The sequence below is a fragment of the Polaromonas sp. P4_F9 genome (genome assembly GCF_056401235.1).
Window position 1 is genome coordinate 91,534 of the sequence record NZ_JBFUJT010000008.1, and the last position, 24,162, is coordinate 115,695.

General features: G+C 64.6%; 22 protein-coding genes. 13 read left to right on the plus strand and 9 right to left on the minus strand.

Annotation, left to right across the window (positions count from 1 at the left end):
- Window positions 1-30 precede the first annotated feature (30 nt).
- A complete protein-coding gene (locus AC1DUB_RS09185; protein ID WP_477729307.1) occupies window positions 31-897 on the minus strand; it encodes an exodeoxyribonuclease III in 867 nt (288 codons plus the stop codon).
- Window positions 898-908: 11 nt separating this feature from the next.
- Between AC1DUB_RS09185 and pyrE the strand changes: the two genes are divergently transcribed.
- Window positions 909-1,655: an orotate phosphoribosyltransferase gene (pyrE, locus tag AC1DUB_RS09190; RefSeq protein ID WP_477729308.1), complete on the plus strand. Its 747-nt coding sequence runs from the start codon at window positions 909-911 to the stop codon at window positions 1,653-1,655.
- A gap of 9 nt (window positions 1,656-1,664) precedes the next feature.
- Entirely contained in the window at window positions 1,665-2,357 is a 693-nt protein-coding gene (locus tag AC1DUB_RS09195; RefSeq protein WP_477729309.1) for a DUF4124 domain-containing protein, read from the plus strand.
- A 63-nt stretch (window positions 2,358-2,420) separates the two neighbouring features.
- Here the strand turns inward: AC1DUB_RS09195 and gatB are convergent, their stop codons facing one another.
- Genes gatB through gatC form a run of 3 tightly spaced genes read right to left on the minus strand, consistent with a single transcriptional unit; the run spans window position 2,421 to window position 5,715 of the window.
- Window positions 2,421-3,887, minus strand: coding sequence for an Asp-tRNA(Asn)/Glu-tRNA(Gln) amidotransferase subunit GatB (gene gatB, locus AC1DUB_RS09200; RefSeq protein WP_477729310.1), 1,467 nt, complete (start codon window positions 3,885-3,887; stop codon window positions 2,421-2,423).
- Window positions 3,884-5,419, minus strand: coding sequence for an Asp-tRNA(Asn)/Glu-tRNA(Gln) amidotransferase subunit GatA (gene gatA / locus AC1DUB_RS09205; protein ID WP_477729311.1), 1,536 nt, complete (start codon window positions 5,417-5,419; stop codon window positions 3,884-3,886). The genes gatB and gatA overlap by 4 nt, the downstream gene beginning before the upstream one ends.
- Window positions 5,416-5,715 (minus strand): Asp-tRNA(Asn)/Glu-tRNA(Gln) amidotransferase subunit GatC, encoded by a 300-nt coding sequence (gene gatC / locus AC1DUB_RS09210; RefSeq protein ID WP_477729312.1) that lies wholly within the window; start codon window positions 5,713-5,715, stop codon window positions 5,416-5,418. The genes gatA and gatC overlap by 4 nt, the downstream gene beginning before the upstream one ends.
- 276 nt (window positions 5,716-5,991) lie before the next feature.
- On the opposite strand from gatC, the gene AC1DUB_RS09215 reads away from it, so the two are divergent.
- From AC1DUB_RS09215 to mrdA, 4 genes are all read left to right on the plus strand, one after another.
- Window positions 5,992-7,035, plus strand: a complete 1,044-nt coding sequence (locus tag AC1DUB_RS09215) for a rod shape-determining protein (protein WP_007872262.1) — start codon at window positions 5,992-5,994, stop codon at window positions 7,033-7,035.
- An 84-nt stretch (window positions 7,036-7,119) separates the two neighbouring features.
- On the plus strand, window positions 7,120-8,043 hold the full coding sequence (gene mreC, locus AC1DUB_RS09220) for a rod shape-determining protein MreC (RefSeq protein ID WP_477729313.1): 924 nt from the start codon (window positions 7,120-7,122) through the stop codon (window positions 8,041-8,043).
- Entirely contained in the window at window positions 8,040-8,558 is a 519-nt protein-coding gene (gene mreD / locus AC1DUB_RS09225; protein ID WP_477729314.1) for a rod shape-determining protein MreD, read from the plus strand. The genes mreC and mreD overlap by 4 nt, the downstream gene beginning before the upstream one ends.
- Before the next feature lie 189 nt (window positions 8,559-8,747).
- The gene (gene mrdA / locus AC1DUB_RS09230) at window positions 8,748-10,829 is read left to right on the plus strand and encodes a penicillin-binding protein 2 (protein ID WP_477729315.1); all 2,082 of its coding nucleotides are present in this window, start codon (window positions 8,748-8,750) and stop codon (window positions 10,827-10,829) included.
- Between the two features lie 70 nt (window positions 10,830-10,899).
- Here mrdA and AC1DUB_RS09235 read toward each other — a convergent pair whose 3' ends face one another.
- From AC1DUB_RS09235 to AC1DUB_RS09245, 3 genes are all read right to left on the minus strand, one after another.
- On the minus strand, window positions 10,900-11,658 hold the full coding sequence (locus AC1DUB_RS09235; protein WP_477720189.1) for a TSUP family transporter: 759 nt from the start codon (window positions 11,656-11,658) through the stop codon (window positions 10,900-10,902).
- A gap of 342 nt (window positions 11,659-12,000) precedes the next feature.
- The gene (locus AC1DUB_RS09240) at window positions 12,001-14,253 is read right to left on the minus strand and encodes a response regulator (protein WP_477729316.1); all 2,253 of its coding nucleotides are present in this window, start codon (window positions 14,251-14,253) and stop codon (window positions 12,001-12,003) included.
- A gap of 120 nt (window positions 14,254-14,373) precedes the next feature.
- Window positions 14,374-16,116 (minus strand): GMC family oxidoreductase, encoded by a 1,743-nt coding sequence (locus AC1DUB_RS09245; protein ID WP_477729317.1) that lies wholly within the window; start codon window positions 16,114-16,116, stop codon window positions 14,374-14,376.
- 303 nt (window positions 16,117-16,419) lie between these two features.
- Here AC1DUB_RS09245 and AC1DUB_RS09250 point away from each other — a divergent pair, with 303 nt between their 5' ends.
- The 5 genes from AC1DUB_RS09250 (at window position 16,420) to AC1DUB_RS09270 (ending at window position 20,856) form a co-directional block, all read left to right on the plus strand.
- Complete coding sequence (locus tag AC1DUB_RS09250; protein WP_477720186.1) at window positions 16,420-17,565, plus strand: MlaE family ABC transporter permease; 1,146 nt, start codon at window positions 16,420-16,422, stop codon at window positions 17,563-17,565.
- Window positions 17,566-17,833: 268 nt separating this feature from the next.
- Complete coding sequence (locus tag AC1DUB_RS09255; protein ID WP_477720185.1) at window positions 17,834-18,622, plus strand: ABC transporter ATP-binding protein; 789 nt, start codon at window positions 17,834-17,836, stop codon at window positions 18,620-18,622.
- Between the two features lie 23 nt (window positions 18,623-18,645).
- Window positions 18,646-19,578, plus strand: a complete 933-nt coding sequence (locus AC1DUB_RS09260) for an MlaD family protein (RefSeq protein ID WP_477729318.1) — start codon at window positions 18,646-18,648, stop codon at window positions 19,576-19,578.
- Window positions 19,579-19,646: 68 nt separating this feature from the next.
- A complete protein-coding gene (locus AC1DUB_RS09265; RefSeq protein ID WP_477721708.1) occupies window positions 19,647-20,288 on the plus strand; it encodes an ABC-type transport auxiliary lipoprotein family protein in 642 nt (213 codons plus the stop codon).
- Window positions 20,289-20,301: 13 nt separating this feature from the next.
- A complete protein-coding gene (locus AC1DUB_RS09270; RefSeq protein WP_477729319.1) occupies window positions 20,302-20,856 on the plus strand; it encodes a Crp/Fnr family transcriptional regulator in 555 nt (184 codons plus the stop codon).
- Between the two features lie 228 nt (window positions 20,857-21,084).
- Here AC1DUB_RS09270 and AC1DUB_RS09275 read toward each other — a convergent pair whose 3' ends face one another.
- Both AC1DUB_RS09275 and AC1DUB_RS09280 read right to left on the minus strand, forming a co-directional pair.
- Entirely contained in the window at window positions 21,085-21,717 is a 633-nt protein-coding gene (locus tag AC1DUB_RS09275) for a MarC family protein (RefSeq protein ID WP_477729367.1), read from the minus strand.
- A 198-nt stretch (window positions 21,718-21,915) separates the two neighbouring features.
- On the minus strand, window positions 21,916-22,662 hold the full coding sequence (locus AC1DUB_RS09280; RefSeq protein WP_477729320.1) for an SDR family oxidoreductase: 747 nt from the start codon (window positions 22,660-22,662) through the stop codon (window positions 21,916-21,918).
- A 108-nt stretch (window positions 22,663-22,770) separates the two neighbouring features.
- On the opposite strand from AC1DUB_RS09280, the gene AC1DUB_RS09285 reads away from it, so the two are divergent.
- Window positions 22,771-23,376 (plus strand): DsbA family protein, encoded by a 606-nt coding sequence (locus AC1DUB_RS09285; RefSeq protein ID WP_477729321.1) that lies wholly within the window; start codon window positions 22,771-22,773, stop codon window positions 23,374-23,376.
- A 96-nt stretch (window positions 23,377-23,472) separates the two neighbouring features.
- The gene (locus AC1DUB_RS09290) at window positions 23,473-24,162 is read left to right on the plus strand and encodes a dienelactone hydrolase family protein (RefSeq protein ID WP_477729322.1); all 690 of its coding nucleotides are present in this window, start codon (window positions 23,473-23,475) and stop codon (window positions 24,160-24,162) included.

Here is a 24,162-nt window from a genome sequence, read left to right on the forward strand (position 1 = left end):
GGGCTGATCAAGAGGAGGAGCGCCTCCGGCTCACAGGCTCAGTGCGTAGTCCACCGTGATGGGCGCGTGGTCTGAAAAGCGCTGGTCCTTGTAGATGTGCTCGGTCTTGGCGAGCACGGCCATGGCCGGCGTGGCCAGGTGGTAGTCGAGCCGCCAGCCCACGTTCTTGGCATAGGCCTGGCCGCGGTTGCTCCACCAGGTGTAGGCCGCGTCGGTGGTGGTGGGCTGCAGCTTGCGGTAGACATCGACCATGCCGCCGCCTCGAAGCGATGGCCCGGTGCGCTCGATCAGTTCTTCCGCCGCTTCGTTGGCCAGCTCGGCGTCCTTCAGCAGCTCCGTCATCCAGGCGCGTTCTTCGGGCAGGAAGCCGCTGTTCTTGCGGTTGCCCTTGAAGTTTTTCAAATCGATTTCCTGGTGCGCGATGTTGACGTCGCCGCACAGCACAAAGTCGCGCGTTTCCTTCAGCGCCAGCAGGCGCGGGTAAAACTCGGCCAGAAAGCGGAACTTGGCGGCTTGCCGCTCCTCGCCCGACGAGCCGCTGGGGAAGTAGCAGCTGATGATGGACAGTTTGGGCGCGTGCTTGCGGCCCGGCCGGTCAAAGCGCAGCTCCACATAGCGGCCTTCGGCGTCAAATTCGGACGAGCCATAGCCCACGATCACGTCGCTGGGCTCGTGGCGCGTGTACACCGCCACCCCCGAATAGCCTTTTTTCTCGGCAAAGTGAAAATGTCCCTTCAAGTCGGCCAGTGCTTCGAAGCGACCGCTCACATCCGCAGCTTGCGCCTTCAATTCCTGCACACAAATACAATCCGGTAGGGTCTGGGCAATCCAGTCCTCCAGGCCTTTGCTGGTGGCGGAACGGATACCGTTGAGGTTGAGGCTGGTTAATTTGAACAAGGACATCTCCAATGAGTACGGCAGGGCAAACAGATAAGGCGCAGGCAACTTCCGCAGACACCGCACTGGCACAGGAATTCGTGCAGTTTGCGCTGGAATCGGGGGTGCTGCGGTTCGGCGAATTCAAAACCAAGGCCGGGCGCCTGAGCCCTTATTTTTTCAACGCGGGCCTGTTTGACGACGGCGCCAAGCTGGGCCGCCTGGCGCAATTTTATGCGCGCCACCTGCTGGCCGAGGCCGAGCGCAGCGGGCTGGAGTTTGACATGATTTTCGGCCCCGCGTACAAGGGCATTCCGCTGGCCGCCGCCGTTGCCGTCGAGCTGGCGCGGCAGGGGCGCAATGTGCCGTTTGCCTACAACCGCAAGGAGGCCAAGGACCACGGCGAAGGCGGCACGCTGGTCGGGGCCCCCGTCAAGGGGCGCGTGCTGATCATTGATGACGTGATGTCGGCCGGCACGGCCGCGCGCGAATCGATTGCCATCATCCAGGCCGCCGGCGCCACGCCCCATGCGATGGTCCTCGCGCTGGACCGGCAGGAAAAAGCCACCGAGAATGGCGTGGATGTCAACCACAGCGCAGTGCAATATGTAACTAATCAGCTGGGTTTGCAGGTTTGCGCGATTGCGCGCCTGACCGACTTGCTGCAGTATCTCTCCAGGCAGGGTGACGTGTCGACGCCAGGGGCCTCTGGCGCGTTGTCCTTAAAAGCCCACTATCAGGCTGTGCTGGCTTATCGGGAGCGCTATGGCGTGGAATGAGGAGTCGAATTGCTTTTGCAAACAGCGTTGACGGCGGGGCTGGTGCTTGCCACCTGCCTGTGCGGTGAGGCGGCGGCCCAGAGCATCTACACCTGTGTCGATGCCAAAGGCCGCAAGATCACGGCGGACCGTCCAATTGCCGAGTGCATGGACCGCACGCAGCAGGAGTTGACGCGTTCCGGCCGGCTCAGGCGCGAGGTCGGGCCGTCGCTCACGGCGCAGGAGCGGGCAGCGCAGGAAGAAAAAGAGAAGCTGGCGGCAGAGGCGCGTGCGCGCGAAGTCGAAGAAAAGCGCCGGGACCGGGCATTGCTGCTGCGTTACCCGGCCCGCCCGGTGCACGACCAGGAGCGCACGATGGCACTGGCCCAGATCGACGAAGTCATCAAGGCCGCCAGCAAAAGAACGGTGGAACTCGCCGAGCAGCGCAAGGCCATCAACGACGAATTCGAGTTTTACGCGAAAGACCCGTCCAGGGCACCTGGCTCACTGAAGCGCCGGCTGGAAGAAAACGACAGCAGCGCCGCCGTGCAAAAGAGATTCATTGCCGATCAGGAGCAGGAGAAAAAACGCGTCAACCTGCGTTTCGACGAAGAGCTGGTCAAGCTCAAGCAACTCTGGGCACTGGCGGGCGCGGCACCTGCCAACGCGGCTTCAGGCGCCGCCGGCCCTGCGGGCCACCCCAAGGCCGCCGCCAAAAACTGACTTTCTGGCGTTCAATGGCAGGCTGAAAATGAAGCGCAGGCCGCACGGCGGCCGCGCCGTGCGTCACGCCAGTTTTTTCCGCAGCAGTTCGTTGACCTGCGCCGGGTTGGCCTTGCCCTTGGTGGCCTTCATGGCCTGGCCGACCAAGGCGTTGAAGGCCTTGGCATTGCCGGCTTTGACCTCTTCGACGTTTTTGGCATTGGCCGCCAGCACGTCGTCAATGATTTTTTCCAGCTCGCCGGTGTCGCTCATCTGTTTGAGGCCTTTGGCTTCGATGAGGGCGTCCACGTCGCTGCCTTCGCCGCTCCAGAGCGCATCAAACACCTGTCGGGCGGCGTTGTTGGAAATTGTGCCGTCGGCAATCCGGACTATCAGGTTGGCCAGCTGATCCGCGCTGACGGCTGATGCTTCAATGGATTTTTCTTCTGCATTGAGGCGACGCGACAGCTCGCCCATCACCCAGTTGCTGGCCAGCTTGGGCTGCTTGCTCGCCGTCGCCACGGCTTCGAAGTAGGCCGCAGTCGCCTTGCTCTGCGTGAGTTGGCCCGCGTCGTACTCGGGCAGGCCGTAATCGGCCACAAAGCGCGCCGCCATCACGCGCGGCAATTCGCTCATCTCGGCGCGCGTGCGCTCCACCCATTCCCGGCCGATCACCAGCGGCGGCAGATCCGGGTCGGGGAAGTAGCGGTAGTCGGCCGCATCTTCCTTGGTGCGCATGGCTCGTGTCTCGCCGGTGTCCGGGTCAAACAGCACGGTGGCCTGCTGGATGGCGTGGCCGTCTTCCAGCTGCCCGATCTGCCAGCGCACTTCGTAATCAATCGCCTGCTGCATGAACTTGAAGCTGTTCAGGTTCTTGATCTCGCGGCGCGTGCCCAGCTCGGCGCCGGGCTTGCGCACCGACACATTGGCATCGCAGCGGAAGCTGCCTTCCTGCATGTTGCCGTCGCAAATGCCGATCCAGGTCACAATCTTGTGCAGCTCTTTGGCATAAGCCACGGCTTCGGCTGACGAGCGCATGTCGGGTTCGGTCACGATCTCCAGCAGCGGCGTGCCGGCGCGGTTCAGATCAATGCCGCTCATGCCGATGAAGTCTTCGTGCAGTGACTTGCCGGCGTCTTCTTCCAGGTGGGCGCGCACCAGTCGCACCGATTTCTTTTCACCGTCCAGGAAGAACTCGACGACACCTCCCTGCACCACGGGAATCTCAAACTGGCTGATCTGGTAACCCTTGGGCAGGTCGGGGTAAAAGTAGTTTTTGCGTGCGAACACGCTCTGCTCGGCAATGTGCGCATTGACGGCCAGGCCGAACTCGATGGCGCGCTGCACCGCGCCCTTGTTCATCACCGGCAGCGCGCCGGGCAGCGCGAAGTCCACGGCCGAGGCCTGCGTATTGGGCTCAGCGCCAAACGCGGTGGAGGCGCGGCTGAAGATTTTCGACTGCGTGGTCAGCTGGGTGTGGGTTTCAAAGCCGATCACGACTTCGTAGCCCTGCACCAGCGGGGATGCGGGGGTGCTTGCGATGTTGCTCATGCCGACAATCCTGCCTTGTCTTCCGGTTTCATTTGATGCCAGTCGGTGGCCAGCTGGAAATGGTGGGCGGCGCCCAGCAGCTGGGTTTCCTGGAAATAATTGCCGATCAGCTGCAGGCCCACCGGCATGCCGTGCGCGCCCAGGCCCGCCGGAATGCTCATGCCGGGCAGGCCGGCCAAGCTGGACGACAGCGTGTAGATGTCGGCCAGGTAGTTGGCCACCGGATCGTCGGATTTTTCGCCGATCTTCCAGGCCACGGTGGGCGACACCGGGCCGGCAATCACGTCGCATTGCGCAAAGGCCGTCTGGAAATCCTGCGCAATCAGGCGGCGGATTTTTTGCGCCTTCAGGTAATAGGCATCGTAGTAGCCGTGCGACAGCACATAGGTGCCGATCATGATGCGGCGCGTCACCTCGTCGCCAAAGCCTTCGGAGCGCGATTTTTTGTACATGTCGGTGAGGTCGCCGTAGCTGGCCGCCCGGTGCCCATACCGCACGCCGTCATAGCGGCTCAGGTTGCTGCTGGCTTCCGCCGGCGCGATCACGTAGTACACCGGAATGGACAATTCGGTGAGCGGCAGGCTGACGTCGACCAGCGTGGCCCCCAGTTTTTCAAATTCCGCCAGCGCAGCACGAACTGCCTTCAGCACATCGGCGGAGCAGCCCGCGCCAAAAAACTGGACGGGCAGGCCGATTCTCAGGCCCTTTAATGGCTCAGGCCCTGTCTCCCGGTTGCCTGTAGCTATTAATTCGGTAGCGTAGTTGGTGACGGGGAGGTCCAGCGAGGTCGAGTCGCGGTCGGGGTCGGGGCCGGCCATGGCCGAGAGCAGCAGGGCGCAATCGAGTGCGCTGCGCGCCATCGGGCCGGCCTGGTCCAGGCTGGAGGCGAAAGCCACCATGCCATAGCGTGAGCAGCGGCCATAGGTGGGCTTGATGCCGGTGATGCCGGTGAGCGAGGCGGGCTGGCGGATGGAGCCACCGGTGTCGGTGCCGGTGGCTGCCGGCACGAGGCGTGCCGCCACGGCCGCGGCCGAGCCGCCCGAGGAGCCGCCGGGCACGCGCGCCGTGTCCCAGGGGTTGTGCACCGGGTGATAGGCGCTGTTGTCGTTGCCCGAGCCCATCGCGAACTCGTCGCAGTTGAGCTTGCCCAGGGTGACCATGCCCGCGCCGCCGGGGGCGACGCCGAGCCGGCTGACCACGGTGGCATCAAACGGGCTGYGGTAGCCGGCCAGCATTTTCGAGCCGGCCGTTGTCGGGAAATCACGGGTGACGAACACGTCCTTGTGCGCCAGCGGAACGCCCAGCAAAGGCGTGCGCTCACCGGCAGCCAGCCGCGCATCGGCAGCCCGGGCCTGCGCCAGCGACACCTCCGGGTTGGTGGCGAGGAAGGCGCCCAGGCTCTCATGCTGCTGGATGCGGGCGAGGAAATGCCGGGTCAGCTCGACGCTGGAGACCTCGCGGGCGGCCAGCCTGGCGGCGAGCTCGGCGACGCCAAGGTCGTGCCAATCGGGGTTGCGGTCGGTGGAACTCATTCGATCACCTTGGGCACGAGGAACAGGCCGCGCTCCACGGCGGGCGCGCTGGCCTGGCTGGCCTCGCGCTGGTTGGGCTCGCTGGCGATGTCGTCGCGCAGGCGCAGCGCCACCTCGCCAATCACCGCCGCAGGGTGGGCCAGTGGCGCCACGCCGTCGGTATTGACGGCGGCCATTTGCTCCACCAGCGCGAAAAAGCCGTTGAGCTGGCTCAGGGTGTGTTCGGTTTCTTCGGGACGCAACTCCAGGCGCGCCAGGTTGGCGACGCGTGCGATGTCTTGGGATGTCAGTGCCATGAGGTGGTGGGTAGGTGCAGGGAAAGGAACAAAAAGACGCAGGTGGAAACGAGGTGTAAAGCTGAAAAAACGCCGCAGCGGCGCCATTGATTCACAGGGGATGCGTTATTATCCCGCCTTTGGTGTGAAATCATGGCTGGATGCACTCCGTAGGCGCTTTTTGAGTGCTGGAGACAAGCTTTCGGACAGCTTTGGCCCCACTTTCTCATACTTGGTTCATCATAAAAAAGCGATCGGGCAACCCAGTTTGCTCATGCACCAACCGGATTCCTGCATATGTTTGAAGCATTCCGTCGGTATTTTTCTACCGACCTGGCGATTGACCTCGGTACCGCCAACACCCTGATTTTTGTACGTGACCGCGGCATTGTGCTTGATGAGCCTTCCGTGGTGGCGATTCGCCATGAAGGCGGCCCCCAAGGCAAAAAAACCATCCAGGCTGTCGGCCACGAGGCCAAGGCCATGCTGGGCAAGGTGCCCGGCAACATCGAAGCCATCCGCCCGATGAAGGACGGCGTGATTGCCGACTTCACGGTGACCGAGCAGATGCTCAAGCAGTTCATCAAGATGGTGCACCCGCGCAGCCTGCTCAAGCCCAGCCCGCGCATCATCATCTGCGTGCCCTGCGGTTCGACCCAGGTCGAGCGCCGCGCCATCCGTGAAAGCGCCCTGGGCGCCGGCGCCAGCGACGTCTATTTGATTGAGGAGCCGATGGCCGCCGCGATTGGCGCGGGCCTGCCGGTGTCCGAGGCCAGCGGCTCCATGGTGGTCGACATCGGCGGCGGCACCACCGAAGTCGGCGTGATCTCGCTGGGTGGCATGGTCTACAAGGGCAGCGTGCGCGTCGGCGGCGACCGTTTCGACGAGGCCATCATCAACTACATCCGCCGCAACTACGGCATGCTGATTGGCGAGCCCACCGCCGAGGCCATCAAGAAAAGCATCGGCTCGGCCTTTCCCGGCTCCGAGGTCAAGGAGATGGAAGTCAAGGGCCGCAACCTGTCCGAAGGCGTGCCGCGCAGCTTCACCATTTCGAGCAACGAAATTCTGGAAGCCCTGACGGATCCGCTCAACAACATCGTCAGCGCCGTCAAAAACGCGCTCGAACAAACCCCGCCCGAGCTGGGCGCGGACATCGCCGAGCGCGGCATGATGCTGACCGGCGGTGGCGCCCTGCTGCGCGACCTGGACCGCCTGCTGGCCGAAGAAACCGGCCTGCCAGTGCTGGTGGCGGAAGATCCGCTGACTTGCGTGGTGCGTGGTTGCGGCATTGCGCTGGAGCGCATGGATCGCCTGGGTTCCATCTTCACCTCGGAATAAGGCCCGACCCGACCGCCGTCCTTCACCAGCCCGCCTTCGCCCATACGCACATCGCATGAAGCAGGGCCAGCCTGACAGCGCACCATGCCCTTAGGAACCCTAGACAGATCCCCGCCGCCCTTTTTCAAGCAGGGGCCGTCGGCGCTGTCCAAGCTGATGTTCTTCAGCGCGTTGTCGCTGTTCCTGATGGTGGCGGACACGCGCTTTCGCATCACGCAGCCGGTGCGCGCGGCGCTCGCTACCGCACTCTACCCGGTGCAGTGGCTGGCGCTGCAGCCGGTGCGTGCGGTCAAGAGCGGCAGCGACTATTTCATCGGCCTGAACCAGGCCCAGTCCAGCAGCGAGGACGCCCGCAAAAAACTGGCCCTGCAATCGCTGCGCGCCGGCCAGGTGGAGCAGCTGACGCAGGAGAACAGCCGATTGCGCAAACTGCTGGGCCTGCGTGAGCAGCTCGCCACCCAGGTCGTGGCCGCCGAGGTGCTGTACGACGCGGCGGATCCTTACACCCGCAAGGTCATCATCGACAAGGGCATGGCGCAGGGCGTAGACCTCGGTTCGCCCGTGGTCGATGAGTCCGGCGTGCTGGGTCAGGTCACCCGCGTGCACCCGCTGGTGAGCGAAGTCACACTCGTGGTGGACCGCGACCTGGCCATTCCCGTGCTCAATGTGCGGACGGGCGCGCGCAGCGTGGCCTATGGCGACCCTGTCCTGGGGGGCAGCGGTCTGGAACTGCGCTTCATGGGCAGCAACTCCGACGTGCAACAGGGCGACATGCTGACCACCAGCGGGGTCGACGGCGTCTACCCGCCGGGCCTGCCGGTAGCGACCATCACCCGGATTGAGCGGCGCGCCGAATCGGCTTTCGCCAAGATTTACTGCACGCCGCAGGCGCTGGTGACAGGTGCGCGGCATGTCATGGTGGTCAAGCCCGTCTCGGGCCAGATAGTGCCGCGGCCCGAGGCCGATGCAGCGCAAGTCGTCGGCAAAAAGAAGGGAGCCGCCAAATGATCATGCGCTCCGGCCAGCAGCTGCTGCTGCCCGCCAACCCGGTCTTCATCTGGTTCAGCCTGATCGCGGCCTTGCTGCTGGACATGCTGCCGCTGGGGCGCGTGCCCTGGATGCCCGACTTCATGGCGCTGGTGCTGGTCTTCTGGAACGTGCACCAGCCGCTGCGCGTGGGCATTGGCCTGGCGTTCATGTTTGGCCTGGCCATGGACGTGCACCAGTCTTCCCTGCTGGGGCAGCATGCGCTGTCCTACACCGCGCTGAGCTTTTTTGCGACCATGATTCACCGCCGCCTGCTGTGGTTCTCCGTGCCGTCGCAGGCGGTGCAGGTGTTGCCGCTGTTTGCGGTGGCCCATGGCGTGGAACTGATCATCCGCATGATCGGCGGCGGCATTTTCCCGGGCTGGATCATGCTGCTGGCACCGCTGGCCGAAGCCCTGCTGTGGCCCGTCGTCAGCATCTTGCTGCTGGTGCCGCAACGCCGCGCCCCGAACCCGGACGAGAACCGGCCTCTGTAATGGCCCCCACGCTTTTCACTTCGTGTAATACGCTGCCCCCCGAGGGGGCCGCCCCGCCTGCGGCCCGGCAAAGCCGGTTCCGCGGCTCGGACTGGCCTTCGGTCGGCTCGCTTCGCATTGCCTTTGCGTTTGCAGCAGAAAAGAACGGGGATTGCGGGCACTTTGCTGCGGCTGTAGAGTCGCATTGCCATGACTGAGCTGCGCAACGTCGAGGCCGACCTGTTCCGCTTTCGCGCGCGCGTGCTGATTGCGAGCCTGGCCGTGCTTTGCGCCTTTGCGCTGCTGGCGGCGCGGCTGGTTTACCTGCAGGTGTTCCGCCACACCGACCTGAGCGAGCAGGCCGAAAGCAACCGCACGGCCATCGTGCCCATCGTGCCCAACCGCGGGTTGATCCTGGACCGCAACGGCGTCGTGCTGGCCAGCAACTACTCGGCCTATACGCTGGAGATCACGCCTTCCAAGGTGGAGAATCTGGAGGAAACCATTGCGGCGCTGGAAAAGGTGGTGGACATCCAGCTGCGCGACAAGCGGCGCTTCAAGCGCCTGCGCGAAGAGGCTAAAAATTTTGAGTCGCTGCCCATCCGCACCCGCCTGACCGATGTGGAAGTGGCCCGGTTTGCCGCGCAGCGTTTTCGCTTTCCGGGCGTCGACATCAAGGCGCGGCTGTTCCGCAGCTACCCGTACGGCGAGCTCGGCAGCCATGTGGTGGGCTACATCGGCCGCATCAACCAGAGCGAAAAAGAGCGCATTGACGAAGGCGATGACCAGGGCAACTACCGCGGCACGGACTACATCGGCAAGCTAGGCGTGGAACAGAGTTTTGAAAAGCAGCTGCACGGCATCACGGGGGTCGAGCAGGTCGAGACCTCCGCAGGTGGGAGGGCCGTGCGCCGGCTGGCCAGCAATCCGGCCATCCCCGGCGACACGGTCATGCTGTCCATCGACATCAAGCTGCAGAAGCTGGTGGAAGACATGTTCGGGGACCGGCGCGGCGCGCTGGTGGCGCTGGATCCGAAAACCGGCGACGTGCTGGCGTTTGTGAGCAAGCCGACCTTCGACCCCAACCTTTTTGTCGACGGTATCGACTCCGAGAGCTGGGAGGCCCTCAACGAATCGATTGACAAGCCGCTGCTCAACCGGGCATTGCGTGGCACCTACCCGCCGGGCTCCACCTATAAACCGTTCATGGCCCTGGCCGCCCTGCAGCTCGGCGCGCGGGCCCCTGGAACCCTGATCAACGACCCCGGTTTCTACATGTTCGGCGGCCGCCGGTTTGGCAGCCCCGAGAATGAGAAGGGCGGCATCATGGACATGCACCGGGCCATTGTGGAGTCGAGCAACGTTTACTTCTACTCGCTGGCCAACGAAATCGGCGTGGATGCGATGCACGACTTCATGAAGCCGCTGGGCTTTGGCCAGATCACCGGTATCGACATCAATGGCGAAGTGCGCGGCGTGCTGCCCAGCCAGGCCTGGAAGCGCAGCTACTTCAAAAGGCCGGAACAGCAGAAATGGTTTGCCGGCGAAACCATTTCGCTGGGTATTGGGCAGGGCTACAACAGTTTCACCATGCTGCAACTGGCGCAGGCCACCGCTGCGCTGGCCAATAACGGGATTAAATACAAGCCGCGCCTGATCATTGGCACGCAGGACCCGGTGACGCGCACGATGCACCCGCTGCCGGTGGCCCCTCCTGAAGATCTGGGCTACAAGCCCGAGAATGTGGCGGTTATCCGCAAGGCGCTGGCGGGTGTTGTGCAGGGGGGAACCTCGGCCAGGGTATTTGCCGGCGCCGGCTACCTGAGCGGCGGCAAAACCGGTACGGCCCAGGCCGTGGGGGCCCCGAAAGGCAGCAAGTACAACAGCGCCAAGATGGAAGAGCACCAGCGCGACCACGCGCTGTATATCGCCGTGGCTCCCGCCGAGGCTCCCCAAATCGCACTGGCGGTGATCGTGGAAAACGCCGGCTGGGGTGCAGGCGCGGCCGCGCCCATTGCACGCCGGGCCTTTGACTACCTGCTGCTGGGCCAGTACCCGAGCGAGGAGGACATGGCTGCCGTGCAAAAAGGGCTGGCCGCAGCACCCATTGGCAAGCCGCGCCGCGCGGCCGACATCGCGGCCTTGCCGGTAGCCGGTGTGCCGGCGATGCCGGACGCACCCGGCGCGGAGGCGCCGGCGGCGGCTGCTGTCGCCAAGACCGAGGGCGTGGTGCCGGTGGCTGGCAAGCCCGCGGCGAGGCCTGCGTCGGCCCCGGGCATCCCGCCGCGCTAGTATCCGGCGGGGCTGACCGGCCCTGTTCGGCCCTGTTGCGCTCGCGAGTATGTGGGTGCTTACATGGGTGCTATTTCAGAAAAGCATCAAACGCTGTCTTCAGAATCAGCGCGCTGACCACCACAATAAAAATGCTGCGCACAAAGCCGGCGCCATGCCGGAGTGCCAGCCGGGTGCCCAGCAAACTGCCCACCACGTTGGCCACGGCCATGGTCAGGGCGAAATGCCACCAGACATGGCCTTTCCAGGCAAACAGCGCCAGCGCGGCCAGATTGGTGGCGATATTGAGCAACTTGGCGGAGGCCGCCGCATTCAGGAAGTCGTAGCCCAGCCAGCGCACAAATAAAAATACCAGGAAGCTGCCGGTGCCGGGGCCAAAAAACCCGTCGTAAAAGCCCAGCACCAGCCCGATGCAGCAGGTCGCTGCCGTTTCGGCGCGGCCGGTAAAGCGCGGTGTATGGTGGCGCCCCAGATCCTTGCGGGCCAGCGTGTAGATCAGCACCCCTACCAGCACGAGGGGCAGGGCCTTGCGCAAAAAGCCCGCCGAAATGAGGGTCACCAGCCAGGCGCCGGCCAAAGAGGCGGCAAAACCGGCCGCTGCAGCCGGCAGCAGGGCCGCCCAGCGCATATCGACCCGGCGCGCAAACTGGACGGTGGCCACCGCCGTGCCCCAGACGGAGGCCCCCTTGTTGACGCCAAACAGCGTGGCCGGCTGGGCGGTGGGAAAGATGGCGAACAGGGCGGGCACCAGAATCAGGCCGCCGCCTCCGACGATGGCATCCACAAAACCGGCCAGCAGGGATGCGCAGGTAACAATCAGCAATTCCATGACTGCCGATTGTCTCATCGCACCGAAATGGTTCGTTGCTATTTAATTGATAGCTGACGACTACAGTGGATCATGGGTCACAGGGGCTTTTGGGTAAAGCGAGTGGCAGGCGAACGGGCATAAAAAAAGCGCTGGGGTTGCCAGCGCTTTGTCAAAAAAACACCTTGTGGAATGTTTGTTTGCTTTGTAATTGCTCTTCGTGTCTCCTCGGCTCCTCGCGTTGCGAGCAGCAGGGCTCGTCAGCAAGACCCTTAATATAGCCTGCGCACTGAGACAGTGCATTAGGAGTTTCCCGAACCTTTTCGGGCGACATCGGTCTTTTCACGCCAAGACGCTTTCGCTTTAGCTGCCCAGCGTGAAGTAAAAGCGCGCACCCTGCTCGGGCGCCGATTCGGCCCAGATCCGTCCGCCGTGCCGCGTGACGATGCGGTGCGCCATCGCCAGGCCAATGCCGGCGCCTGAAAACTCCGAAGGGGAATGCAACCGCTGGAAGGCACCAAACAGCTTGTCGACATAGGCCATTTCAAAACCGGCGCCGTTGTCCGCGATGCAGTAAACCGTCTTCCCGTCGGAGTCGGGCTGGCTGCTGACGCGGATGAGGGCGCTGGCCTGCCGGGACGTGAACTTCCAGGCGTTACCGAGCAAATGCCCGAGCAGGTGCTGGAGCAGGCTGGCATCGCCGTCGGCTTCCAGCGGCGCCTCGACCTCGGTTTGAACGTGGCGCCCCGGCTCCTTGGCCTGAAGCGTGGCCAGCACGGTGGTGCAGATTGCCGCCAGGTCCACCTTTTCGGGTCGGGTCGTCGCCTGCGACAGCTGGGCCAGCGACAGCAGGCTGTCGGTGCGGTCGTTCATCTGGCTGACGCCGGCGCGTATGCGGCTCAGGTAATCCTTGCCGCGCGCTGTCAGGTGGGCCGCCATTTCCCGCTCCAGCAGGCTCGCCAGGCCATTGATGGCAATATAGGGTTGCCGCAGGTCGTGGGCCAGCGAATGCGAAAAAGCCTGCAGTTCCTGGTTGGCCGCTGTCAGCGCAGCGGTTCGCCGTTCCACCCGTTGTTCGAGTTCGGTGTTGAGCCGCATGATGTTGTCTTCGGCGACCTTTCGCTCGGTGATGTCGCGCAAGATGATGCTGCCCTGGATATCGCCGTGGCTGCTGACGTGCTGCGATGCTGAAATTTCGACCGGAAATTTCACGCCGTTGCGACGCACGCACATGAGCTCGCCCCGGTATTTTTCGGGACTGTCCCGCATGTCCTGCAGGCCGGCGTCGTCCACGAGGCCGGCGAGCCCGGCATGGCGCAAGTCCTGCTCGGTCATGCCAAACATGTTGCAGGCGGCCTGGTTGGCCGAGACAATGGTGCCATCCGCCTGCGTCTGGATGAAACCGTCCAGGCTGGTTTCAAAGACCAGGCGAAAACGCTCTTCGCTGATGCGCAGCGTGTCTTCCGCGGCCAGCAGGCTGCGGTAGCGACGCGCCCGGCTTTGCGCCGCCGCGATCAGGTTGGCGGGCTCGACGGGCTTGATGATGAAGTCGTCGCCGCCCTGCTTGAGCGCCTGCGACTGCTTGTCCAGGCTGGTCTCCGTGGAAAGAAAGACGATGGGGATGCGGACAAACTCCTCCTGCTGGCGAATCAGCGCGGCCAGTTCCATGCCGTTGCAGTCGGGCATGTAGATGTCGCAGGTGATGAGGTCGGGACGAAACGCCGTGAGCGGGCCCGTCACGGTGGTGGGATCGGTCACGATGGCGGTTTCCATGCCGGCCGATTGCAGCACCTCGGCATAAAAACCGGCCAGACGTTCATCGTCCTCGATGATCAGCACGCGGTAAGGCCTGGACGGCTCGTCGGAGGTGATGCGGTCCAGGAAACCGAGCAGCGAACGCACATCCAGTGGGTGGGGCAAATAGCCGACACCGCCCGCCCTTACGGCACGCAGCCGGGCCTGGAAATCCGTATTTCCCGCCATGAAGATCAACGGCACCCCCGCCGAAGCGCCGGGGCCGGGCCGGGCCAGCGCGCGCAGCACGAGTTCCTCCTCTTCGGGCAGGCTCACGTTGGCCAGGATGGCCGCTGCCGCGCTGCCGGCCGGGCTGGCGGCCAGCTTTGAGGGACTGTCAAAGACCCGGCCGCGATAGCCCGATTGACCCAGCTGGCGCACCAGGTCGTCGGCCACGTCCGGATCGGGTTCGATGATGTCGATCAGGCGGGCAGGGGGCTGCGCGTCTGGCGCGGGTTTTGATGCCTGCGAAGCCGCCGCTGGGGGCCCGGCTTGCGCCAGCGCCAGCGCGGCCAGCAGCGCTTGCAGGCCGGTGTCCAGCAGGCCGGCGTCCTCGGGTCCGGGTGCCAGCCCCGTGTCCTGGCAGCGCACCAGCGCCTGCTCCAGCGCGCCGGCGGCCGCGCTGATCTGCGGAAAACCAAAGGTGCCGCCAGAGCCGGTGAGCTTGTGCGCCCGCGCCAGCGCGTCGGTGCGTGCGTCGGTGTCGTCGTGCTGTCTGAACTGGCTGAGCGCGCCCTGCAGCTGCTGCACCTCCTGCGGCAACCTGGACAGGTAAAGCTGCCGCAGTTTCTCCAGTTCCAGCGAAAGTTGACGGTGGGGCATGGGGCATCGAGGTGTTGCGGGGGCTCAATGGGGGCTGGCGTCCATTATTGCCCGCCAACGCGGCTTATGGAACAAACCAGCGACAAACCAGCCATGCCCCCGGCCGCCCGCCCGGCGGATTCACACCCCTTCGCGTATCCATTGCGCCGCCTTCTCCGCGATCATCAGCGTGGGCGAGTTGGTATTTCCGCTGGTGATCAGCGGCATCACCCCGGCATCGACGACGCGCAGGCCACGAACGCCGCGTACCCGCAGGTGCGAGTCCACCACCGCGAGGGGGTCGTCGCTGCGGCCCATTTTGGTGGTGCCGACCGGGTGGAAGATGGTGGTGGCAATGTCGCCGGCCAGCCGCGCAAGTTCTTCGTCGGTCTGGAACTGCACGCCCGGCTTGAATTCTTCAGGCCGGTATTTGGCCAGCGCGCTCTGGCTGACAATGCGGCGCGTCACGCGCAGCGAGTCCGCTGCCACCTGGCGGTCCTCCGCCGTGCTCAGGTAATTGGGGGCGATGGCCGGGGCGTCCTCAAAATGGCCGCTCTTGATGTGCACGGTGCCGCGGCTGGTCGGGTTGAGGTTGCACACGCTCGCCGTGAAGGCATTGAAATTGTGCAACGGTTCGCCAAAGGCATCGAGCGACAGCGGCTGCACGTGGTACTCGATGTTCGGGTAGGGATGCTCGGGCGAGCTACGCGTGAAGGCGCCCAGTTGCGACGGCGCCATGCTCATCGGACCGGTCTGGCGAAACGCATATTCGAGCCCGATGCGGGCCTTGCCCCACAGCGAGTTGGCCATGGTGTTGAGCGACAGGCCCCAGCGTTTGCCGCCTTCCAGGGCCTGCACCTTGTAGACCGAGCGGATCTGCAGGTGGTCCTGCAGGTTGGCGCCGACACCGGGCAGGTCCTGCACCACGGGAATGCCGTGCTGCTGCAGCAGGGCGGCCGGGCCGAAGCCCGAGAGCTGCAGAATTTGCGGCGAGCCGATGCTGCCGGCGCACAGGATGACTTCGCCCATGTGTTCCGAGTCCCGGGTGGCCAGCGCGGTGATGCGCCCCTGCCCGGTCCACACCTCGACTCCGGTACAGCGCTGGCTGCCATCGGGCTGCGGCTCGATCACCAGCTTGCACACCTGGGCGCTGGTCCAGAGTTCAAAATTGGGCCGGCCATAGCAGGCCGGCCGCAAGAAGGCCTTGGCGGTGTTCCAGCGCCAGCCGTTTTTCTGGTTGACCTCGAAGTAGCCCACGCCTTCGTTGTCGCCCCGGTTGAAGTCCGGGGTGGCCGGAATGCCGGCTTGGGTAGCAGCCTCGGCAAACGCATCCAGGATGTCCCAGCGCAGCCGCTGTTTTTCGATGCGCCATTCGCCGCCCGCATTGCGGTGGCGCAGCAGCTTCTGGTAGGGGTTGAGCTTGTCCTGCATCAGCTCGGGGGCGGTGCCGCGTGCGCCGTGCATGGCGTCCGCGCCCTTGTAGTAGTCTTCATGCAGCTTGAAATGAGGCAGGGCGTTGTCCCAGCGCCAGGCGCTGTCGCCGGTCAGTTCCGCCCACTGGTCATAGTCGCGTGCCTGGCCGCGCATGTAAATCATGCCGTTGATGCTCGAGCAGCCGCCCAGCGTCTTTCCGCGCGGGTAGCGTAGCGCCCGGCCATTCAGGCCGGCGTCCGGCTCGGTGTTGTACAGCCAGTCGGTACGCGGGTTGCCAATGCAGTGCAGATAACCCACGGGAATGTGGATCCAGTGGTAATCGTCCTTGCGGCCGGCCTCGATCAGCAGCACGCGTTTGGAGGCGTCGGCGCTCAGGCGGTTGGCCAGCAGGCAACCGGCCGTGCCGGCGCCAATGATGATGTAGTCAAAAACCTGGTTCTCGTCTTGCATGGGTGTGCTTCTGGTCTTGCGGCCCCGGTGGGGGCTGTGGGGTGACTTGTTTTGGGCGGGGTAGCGGGGGATACTGCCTGCCTTGCCTAACGCAGAACTGACCAGCTTCAGATTGTGGCAAAAGCTGGCCGGCCCCGCGGCGGGGATTACCCGCTGGCCCCGGTGGCGGCAACCCTGCTGTAGGACCAGAGCGACAGACCGTGCGCATCTGCCCGAATGGGTATTGGCAGCAGTTACCATGACAATTTTGCGCTGGACGCATATGCAAAGGTCGCCGGCCCGCGTCCCGGCTCATTCATGCTTATGGAAGAATCCACTCCCCGCATTGAACAGCAGGACACGCCCGAAGGCCGGCTGTTTGTCGTGCGCGGGGCGTGGACGGCGTCGGGCCTCACGGGCCAGCCGGTGTGGGACGCCCTGACAGCACAGTTCGACACCCTGCGTCGCCATACCGCGCCCTCTGGCGAGGCGTCAGCCGTCCGCTGGGATTTGAGCCTGGTCGACAAGCTCGACCACCTCGGTGCGCAGGTGCTGTGGAATCACTGGGGCCGCGACTGGCCGGCACAGCTGCAGGTCGAACCCAGCCAGCGCGCGGTGCTGGAGACCGTGGCCAAATTCGCGGTCGACCCGCCAAAACCACGCGGGTCCGACTGGAAGGACCTCCTGGTGGTGCTTGGCAACCGGGCGCTGGGCCTGGTCGACCACAGCAAGGGCCTGGTGCGCCTGGTGGGCCAGTTGCTGCTCGACATCATCCGGCTTGTCCGGCACCCGAGGGAGGGCCCCTGGCGTGACCTCTCGGGTCACCTGTACCACATTGGCGCCACGGCGCTGCCCATTACCGCGCTGGTGGGATTTCTGATCGGCGTCGTGCTGGCCTACCTGATTTCGCAGCAGCTGCGCCAGTTCGGAGCAGATGCCTACATCGTGAACATTCTTGGCATCTCGCTGATCCGGGAACTCGGGCCGGTATTGGCGGCCATTCTTATTGCGGGGCGCTCCGGCTCCGCTATCACCGCCCAGATTGGCGTGATGCGCGTGACCGAAGAACTCGATGCCATGCGGGTCATGGGCATCGCCCGGGGCTTCCGGCTGGTGATGCCGCGGGCGCTGGCATTGGCGGTGGTGATGCCGCTGATCAGCGTCTGGACCACGATTGCCGCCCTGCTCGGCGGCATGCTGGCCGCCGACATTTCCATGGGCGTGACGCCCTCGTACTTCATCAACTCGCTGCCGCGGGCAGTGGATGCCGCCAACCTGACGCTGGCCACTGGCAAGTCGGTCGTGTTCGGCGTGCTGATCGCCATGGTGGGATGCCATTACGGCCTGCGTGTCAAACCCAATACCGAGAGCCTGGGGCAGGGCACCACCGCCTCGGTGGTCACGTCGATCACTGTGGTGATTCTGGTGGACGCGCTGTTTGCGGTCGTGTTTAAAAGCGTGGGCATATGAAGTATTGCCCCCACGTTCGCTCACTGCGTGTAGCTCTCTGCCCCCCGAGGGGGCCGCTGCGCCTGCGGTCTGGCAAAGCCAGTCCCGCGGCCCCTGCTGGGGTGGAGAGCCCCCACGCTTGTCACTGCGTGTACTGCGCTGCCCCCCGAGGGGGCCGCTGCGCCTGCGGTCTGGCGAAGCCAGTCCCGCGGCCCCGGCTGGGGTGGAGAGCCCCCACGCTTGTCGCCCGGATGCGAGCCGCCATCACTTTTCAGGTACGGGTTTCGATATGACTGACGCTGTCGTTGAAATCAAAAAGCTGTGGACCGTTTTTGAGAACGGCGACCGCAAAGCTGTGGTGCACAAGGACCTCGATTTGACGGTCGTGCGTGGCGAGGTGCTGTCGCTGGTGGGTGGCTCCGGCACCGGCAAGACGGTGTTGCTGCGGCAGATGCTGGGACTCGAAACGCCGACGCGTGGCGAGATCACCGTGCTGGGCAAACCGGCCGCTGAACTGGGCAAGCGCGGCGCGGCGCGGCGTGTCGGCATGCTGTTTCAGCAGGGGGCGCTGTTTTCGGCCTTCACCGTGCTCGAAAACATCGCTTTCCCGTTGCGCGAACTCAAAACCCTGCCGCTGGCACTGATCCGTGAAGCGGCCATGGTCAAGCTGCAGATGGTGGGCCTGAGCCCGGATACGGCCGACAAGATGCCCAGCGACCTGTCGGGCGGCATGGTCAAGCGGGTAGCGCTGGCCCGCGCCCTCATCATGGATCCACCGCTGCTGCTGCTGGACGAACCCACGGCGGGGCTGGACCCCGACAGCTCGGACAGTTTCTGCTCCTTGCTGCGCGCGCTGCACCGGGACATGGAGCTGACCGTGGTGATGGTCACGCACGACCTCGATACGCTGTTTGAACTCAGCAGCCGCATTGCCGTGCTGGCCGAGCAGCGTGTCATCGTGAACGATGTGCCGCGGGAAGTGGTGGCTTTCCCGCATCCTTTCATCCATGAATTTTTTCTCGGCGAAAGGGGCCAGCGCGCGATGGAACTGCTGCGCGAATACCCCTTCACGGTCTAGCGCAAACCAGAAAGGTCTTCAAGATGGAAAACAAAGCCCATGCCATGGCCGCCGGCGCCTTTGTGCTGGTGGTTACTGCCCTGCTGGTGTTGCTGGCAATCTGGCTCACGCGCGACAACACCCAGCGCGACCTGTATGAAATGAGTACCGGTGAAAGCGTCTCGGGCCTGCAGCCCCAGGCCGCGGTGCGTTTTCGCGGCGTACCGGTCGGCAAGGTCGAGTTGATCGGCTTTGACGACAAGGTCAAGGGCAATGTGCTGCTCCGTGTGTCCATAGACCGCAGCGCGCCCGTGACGAAATCGACGTTTGCCACGGTGGCCTCCCAGGGCGTGACGGGACTGGGGTTTATTCAGCTCGACGACGATGACTCCTCGCCGGAACGCCTGGTGCCCAACGACGAAGACCCGCCACGCATACCGCTCAAGCCGGGCGGCTTGGACAAGCTGCTCAAGCAAAGCGATGTGATCTTTGACCAGGTGGAGCAGGCCAGCACACGCCTGAACAAGCTGCTGTCCGACGAGAACCAGGCCGCCGCGACCTCTGCCATCACGCAACTCGGCGAGGCGGCCGGCAGCCTCAACCGCGTGGCCAAGGGTCTTGAGCCCACGGTGGCGACCTTGTTGGGCCTGTCACGCGACGCCACCGTCACGCTGAAATCCGTCAAGACGGCCGCAGACGACGTCAGCACGACAGCCACCCGCTTGAGCGAAAAAGGCGGAGCGCTCGACAAGCTCTCTGAAGGCGGGACGGCCCTGGCCGCGGGCGTGGAAACCTTCGGTGCCGCCACGCTGCCCAAGCTGGGTGAAGTGGCTGATGAGGCCGCGCGTGCCATGCGCCAGTTGCGCCGCACCGTGAACGCGGTGGACGACAACCCGCAGTCCCTGATTTTCGGCAATGGCCCGCCCGTACCCGGTCCCGGCGAGGCAGGATTTTCCGTCAACGGAGAAAAAAAATGAGGCTGATTTTTTTCAAATCCCATCAAGACGTTGCGAATTCAATAGCTGATGCCGGGCGGTTTTACTGGATGAAATATCTTTTTTGTTCGGTGGCTGTGGCCTTGGCGCTGGGCGGCTGCTCGGCCCTGCCGGACAAGCCAACGCGCGCCACCATGTACGACTTTGGGCCCGGTGCGCTGTCAACGAATCCCGGCACACGCGAGGCGCCCTTGCCGCCGCTGGCGATCGACGACATCGGAACCAGTGGCGGCGCGCTGGACAACATGGCGCTGCTCTACCGCCTGGCCTATGCGGACGCACAACAGCTGCGCCCCTATTCCCAGGCGCGCTGGAGCATGCCGCCCGCACAATTGATACGCCAGCGCCTGCGCGAGCGGCTGAGCCAGCGCCGCGCGGTGTTCAACGCCGGCGAGAGCGCGGCCCTTAACCGTACCCAGAACGCGGTGCTTCCGCGGCTGCTGCGGCTGGACCTTGAGGAGTTCAGCCACCTCTTCACCGCACCCGATGCCAGTGTCGGCCTGATTCGCCTGCGCGCCACGCTGGTGGACGTCACGCCCGCCGGCGAAAAGCTGGTGGCGCAGCGCCATGTGATCGTGCAGCGTCCCGCGCCCAGTGCGGATGCCCCCGGCGGCGTGCGGGCGCTGACGGCGGCCACCGATGCGGCGATCGAGGAGCTGGAGCAGTGGTTGCAGCAGGCGCCCGCGCGCTAAACCAGCGGCACGCATGAAGACACTTCAAGAGCAACTCGACGCTGCCGGCCTGCGCGTGTTTGGCTGCTGCGAGCGGCTGAGCGCCTATGGTCCCGGCCTGCTGCAGAATTCTCCGCTGCTGCAGGACTTCACCCCTGCGGAGGCAGATATCCTGGGCGCCTCCATGCTGCTGGTGCGTGCCGAGCCTGGCCAGGTCATGATCCGGGAGGGCGAGTCGGGTGACTGGATGATGCTGATCCTCAAAGGCACCGTCGACGTGACCAAGCGCGTCGAGCCGCAGGGCGATGCGGCGGACGCAGGTGCGCCGGCCCAGGTCTCGCGGGTGGCCGTGGTGCGCAGCGGCGCGGCCGTGGGTGACATGTCCATGCTCGACAACGAGCCGCGCTATGCCAGCTGCACCGCGATCGAAGCCGTAGAGGCCGGTGTGTGGGGGCGCCATGAGATTGCCCGGTTGATCCGCGACCACCCCGGCGTGGGCGCCAAGCTGTTGGTGAAAATCACCCAGCTGATGGCGCAACGCTTGCGCAACACCAGCAACCAGCTGGTCAAGCTGCTGAGAAAAAAATAGACCACCCCCGTCCGGGCTCACTTCGTGTAGCCCGTTCCCCCCTCAAGGGGGCGGCGCCTGGGGCCGGCGAAGCCGGACCCGCGGCCCCCACTGGTGAAATACCCCACTGGTCGCGCCCACAGAACTCTTCAACCCAGCATGAGCCGCGGAACCGGCTTTGCCGGGCCGCAGGCGGGCGGCCCCCTCGGGGGGCAGCGCATTACACGCAGTGAAAAGCGTGGGGGCCATTTAACTGCGCAGTACGGGGAACAGTTTGCCCAGGCCGTCGGCCATGACTTCCACGGCCAGCGCGGCCAGTATCAGTCCCATCAGGCGTGTCATGACATTGATGCCGGTTTTCCCCAGCACGCGGGCAATCGGTTCGGCCAGCGAAAAACACAACGCCGTCGCCAGGCCGATCACCACGCCGTAGCCCACCAGGGTTCCGAGCTGGAAAAACGTCTTGGCCTTTTCCGCATAGATCACCACGGTGGACATGGTGGCCGGGCCGGTGAGCAGCGGGATGGTCAGCGGCACCACGGCAATGCTGGCACCCCTGGCCGCCTTTTCCGCCCCGTCTTCCATCTCGTGGGTGTTGGGTTTGGCTTCGGCTGGCTGGGCATTGAGCATGTTCATGGAACTGATCAGCAGCAGCATGCCGCCGCCCACCTGGAAGCTTGCCAGCGAGATGCTGAAGAACTCGAGAATCTGCAGCCCCGCGAGGGCGCTGATGGCAATCACGACAAAGGCGCTGAACGATGCCGTGGCGATGGTGCGCCGCCGCTGCGGTTTTGAAAAATCCTGTGTGTAGTGAATAAAAAACGGCACGATGGCCAGCGGGTTGACGATGGCCAGCAGGGTCACCAAAGGTTTGAAGTCCATCATTGCTCTTTCAATGAGTCCATGCAATTTTCCGACGGCCGCCCCTGGGAAAATTAGCCCCCGAGGGGCTGGAGCCTGCGGCTCCAAGCCTGCTTGAGCAGGCTTGGACAGGCGACAGAGGCGAAGCGTCTGGCGAGCCGCGGCCTGCAAGGCCTCGCGCCTTACGCAAAGCGAAAAGCGCGGGGGCCATGCCATCCATCAGCGGCCGCCGGTGACGTCAAGCAAGGCGCCCGTGGTGTAGCTGGCCTGGTCGCCCAGCAGCCAGACGATCGATTCAGCCACTTCCCGGGCAGTACCGGCGCGCTGCATCGGCACCTGGGGCGCCACGTCGCGCGCGCGGTTGGGCAGCCCGCCCGAGGCGTGGATGTCGGTCTCGATGATGCCCGGGCGAACCGCGTTGACCCGGATGCCTTCAGCGGCGACTTCCTTCGCCAGCCCCACGGTGAAGGTATCGATGGCGCCCTTGGCCGATGCATAGTCCACGTACTGGCCCGGCGAGCCGAGCCGGGCGGCGGCACTGGACACATTGACGATGCTGCCACCGCTGCCGCCATAACGCGTGCTCATGCGTTTGACCGCTTCGCGGGCACAGAGAAAAGAGCCGAACACATTGATTGCAAACATGCGCTGGAGGCGTTCCAGCGTGATGCCGTCGACCCGCGTGGTCTGGTCCACGACGCCCGCGTTGTTGACCAGTGCGTTCAAGCGGCCGAGTTTGGCATCGACCGTTTCGAACATGGCCAGCACCTCGTGCTCCTTCGCCACGTCGGCCTGCACGCTGAGGGCCTGGCCCCCGCCTTCGCGAATCTGCCGGACCACCGCCTCAGCCGCCATCGAATTGCTGGCGTAGTTGACGGCAACCGCAAAACCCTGCCGGGCCACCAGCAGGGCTGCCGCCGCGCCAATGCCGCGCGAGCCCCCGGTAATCAGAACAACTTTGGACAAGGCCTGTCTCCTGCAAAAAAGGGCAATCCCGTGTACAAACCGGGCTTGAATCAGGTCAATGTACTTTAATTGGTGCCGGATGGCGCGCACTTTCAACCGGAGACTGTTTTGAGCTCATCAGTGGACTATTACTTCTCGGCGCAGAGCCCATGGACCTACCTGGGGCATGAGCGCTTTGCGCAGATGGCCCGTGCCAGCGGCGCGCTGGTACGCGTGATGCCGGTGGACCTGGGCGGCAAGGTTTTCCCCGTTTCAGGCGGCCTGCCGCTGGGCGAGCGCGCCCCGCAGCGGCAGGCCTACCGGCTGCTGGAGCTGCGGCGCTTCTCGGACCACCTGCGCATGCCGCTGAACCTCAAGCCCAGATACTTTCCGGTGGCCGGGGACGATGCCTCGCGCCTCATCATCGCGGTGGACCTGCACGACGGCAGCGACGCGGCCATGAAAATAGGCGGCGCGATCTTCACGGCGGTGTGGGTGCGCGAGCGCAACATCGCCGATGCGCAAGTCCTGGCCGAACTGCTTGCCGAATGCGGTTTGAGTGCCGGGCGCCTGGAGCAGTCCCGCGACCCGGCCGTGCAGGCGCATTACGAGGCCAATACGCGGCGGGCCATTGACGCCGGCGTGTTCGGCGCGCCCAGCTATGTGGTTGACGGAGAGCTGTTCTGGGGTCAGGATAGGCTCGATTTTGTGGAGCGCAAGCTCAAGGCCGGCTAGGGTCACTTCGGGGCACCCGGCCCCTTGCCGTTCCATGGCCTGATTTCGATTTTCAATCCCGGCTTCGCCGGTTTCCAACAGAGGAGTATCCATCTCATGGGCCAATTCATTGAACTCAAGTCAGCCGACGGTTTCGCCGTTCCGGCGTACGTGGCACAGCCCGAGGGCACACCCCGCGCCGCGGTCGTGGTGCTGCAGGAAATCTTCGGTGTCAACTCGCACATCCGCGCCGTTGCCGACCGCTTCGCGGCGCAGGGCTATCTGGCGGTGGCGCCGGCTACCTTTGCGCGCGTCAAACCTGACGTGGATCTGGGCTACACCGAGGCCGACATGACGGCCGGCTTCGAGCTGAAAACCGCCGTGGCCGCGCTGCCGGGCGCCGGGGTGCTGCCAGACATTCAGGCGGCGATTGACCATGCGGCCCAGACCAGCGGCGGCAAGGTGGGCATCATCGGGTTTTGCTGGGGCGGGCTGCTGACCTGGCATGCCGCCTGCATGCTCAAGGGCTTGAGCGCGGCCATCGCCTATTACGGTGGCGGCATCACGGCCGAGGACGAAATTGCGCGCCAGCCGCAGTGCCCGGTCATGGCGCACTTCGGTGACCAGGACCACTGGATCCCGATGGAAGGCATTGCCGCGTTCACCAAGGCGCACCCGGAAGTGGAAGTGTATGTGTACGCGGCCAACCACGGCTTCAATTGCGACCAGCGCGGCTCCTACAACGAAGCGGCTGCCAACCTGGCGCGCGAGCGTTCGCTGGCCTTTTTTGCCGCCAAGCTGGCCTGA

Excerpts from the sequence above, each read along its gene's own strand:
- pyrE (WP_477729308.1), top strand. The coding sequence starts at position 909 with ATGAGTACGGCAGGGCAAACAGATAAGGCGCAGGCAACTTCCGCAGAC.
- gatB (WP_477729310.1), bottom strand. The coding sequence starts at position 3,887 with ATGAGCAACATCGCAAGCACCCCCGCATCCCCGCTGGTGCAGGGCTAC.
- gatC (WP_477729312.1), bottom strand. The coding sequence starts at position 5,715 with ATGGCACTGACATCCCAAGACATCGCACGCGTCGCCAACCTGGCGCGC.
- AC1DUB_RS09215 (WP_007872262.1), top strand. The coding sequence starts at position 5,992 with ATGTTTGAAGCATTCCGTCGGTATTTTTCTACCGACCTGGCGATTGAC.
- mreC (WP_477729313.1), top strand. The coding sequence starts at position 7,120 with ATGCCCTTAGGAACCCTAGACAGATCCCCGCCGCCCTTTTTCAAGCAG.
- mreD (WP_477729314.1), top strand. The coding sequence starts at position 8,040 with ATGATCATGCGCTCCGGCCAGCAGCTGCTGCTGCCCGCCAACCCGGTC.
- mrdA (WP_477729315.1), top strand. The coding sequence starts at position 8,748 with ATGACTGAGCTGCGCAACGTCGAGGCCGACCTGTTCCGCTTTCGCGCG.
- AC1DUB_RS09235 (WP_477720189.1), bottom strand. The coding sequence starts at position 11,658 with ATGGAATTGCTGATTGTTACCTGCGCATCCCTGCTGGCCGGTTTTGTG.
- AC1DUB_RS09240 (WP_477729316.1), bottom strand. The coding sequence starts at position 14,253 with ATGCCCCACCGTCAACTTTCGCTGGAACTGGAGAAACTGCGGCAGCTT.
- AC1DUB_RS09245 (WP_477729317.1), bottom strand. The coding sequence starts at position 16,116 with ATGCAAGACGAGAACCAGGTTTTTGACTACATCATCATTGGCGCCGGC.
- AC1DUB_RS09250 (WP_477720186.1), top strand. The coding sequence starts at position 16,420 with ATGGAAGAATCCACTCCCCGCATTGAACAGCAGGACACGCCCGAAGGC.
- AC1DUB_RS09255 (WP_477720185.1), top strand. The coding sequence starts at position 17,834 with ATGACTGACGCTGTCGTTGAAATCAAAAAGCTGTGGACCGTTTTTGAG.
- AC1DUB_RS09260 (WP_477729318.1), top strand. The coding sequence starts at position 18,646 with ATGGAAAACAAAGCCCATGCCATGGCCGCCGGCGCCTTTGTGCTGGTG.
- AC1DUB_RS09265 (WP_477721708.1), top strand. The coding sequence starts at position 19,647 with ATGAAATATCTTTTTTGTTCGGTGGCTGTGGCCTTGGCGCTGGGCGGC.
- AC1DUB_RS09270 (WP_477729319.1), top strand. The coding sequence starts at position 20,302 with ATGAAGACACTTCAAGAGCAACTCGACGCTGCCGGCCTGCGCGTGTTT.
- AC1DUB_RS09275 (WP_477729367.1), bottom strand. The coding sequence starts at position 21,717 with ATGGACTTCAAACCTTTGGTGACCCTGCTGGCCATCGTCAACCCGCTG.
- AC1DUB_RS09290 (WP_477729322.1), top strand. The coding sequence starts at position 23,473 with ATGGGCCAATTCATTGAACTCAAGTCAGCCGACGGTTTCGCCGTTCCG.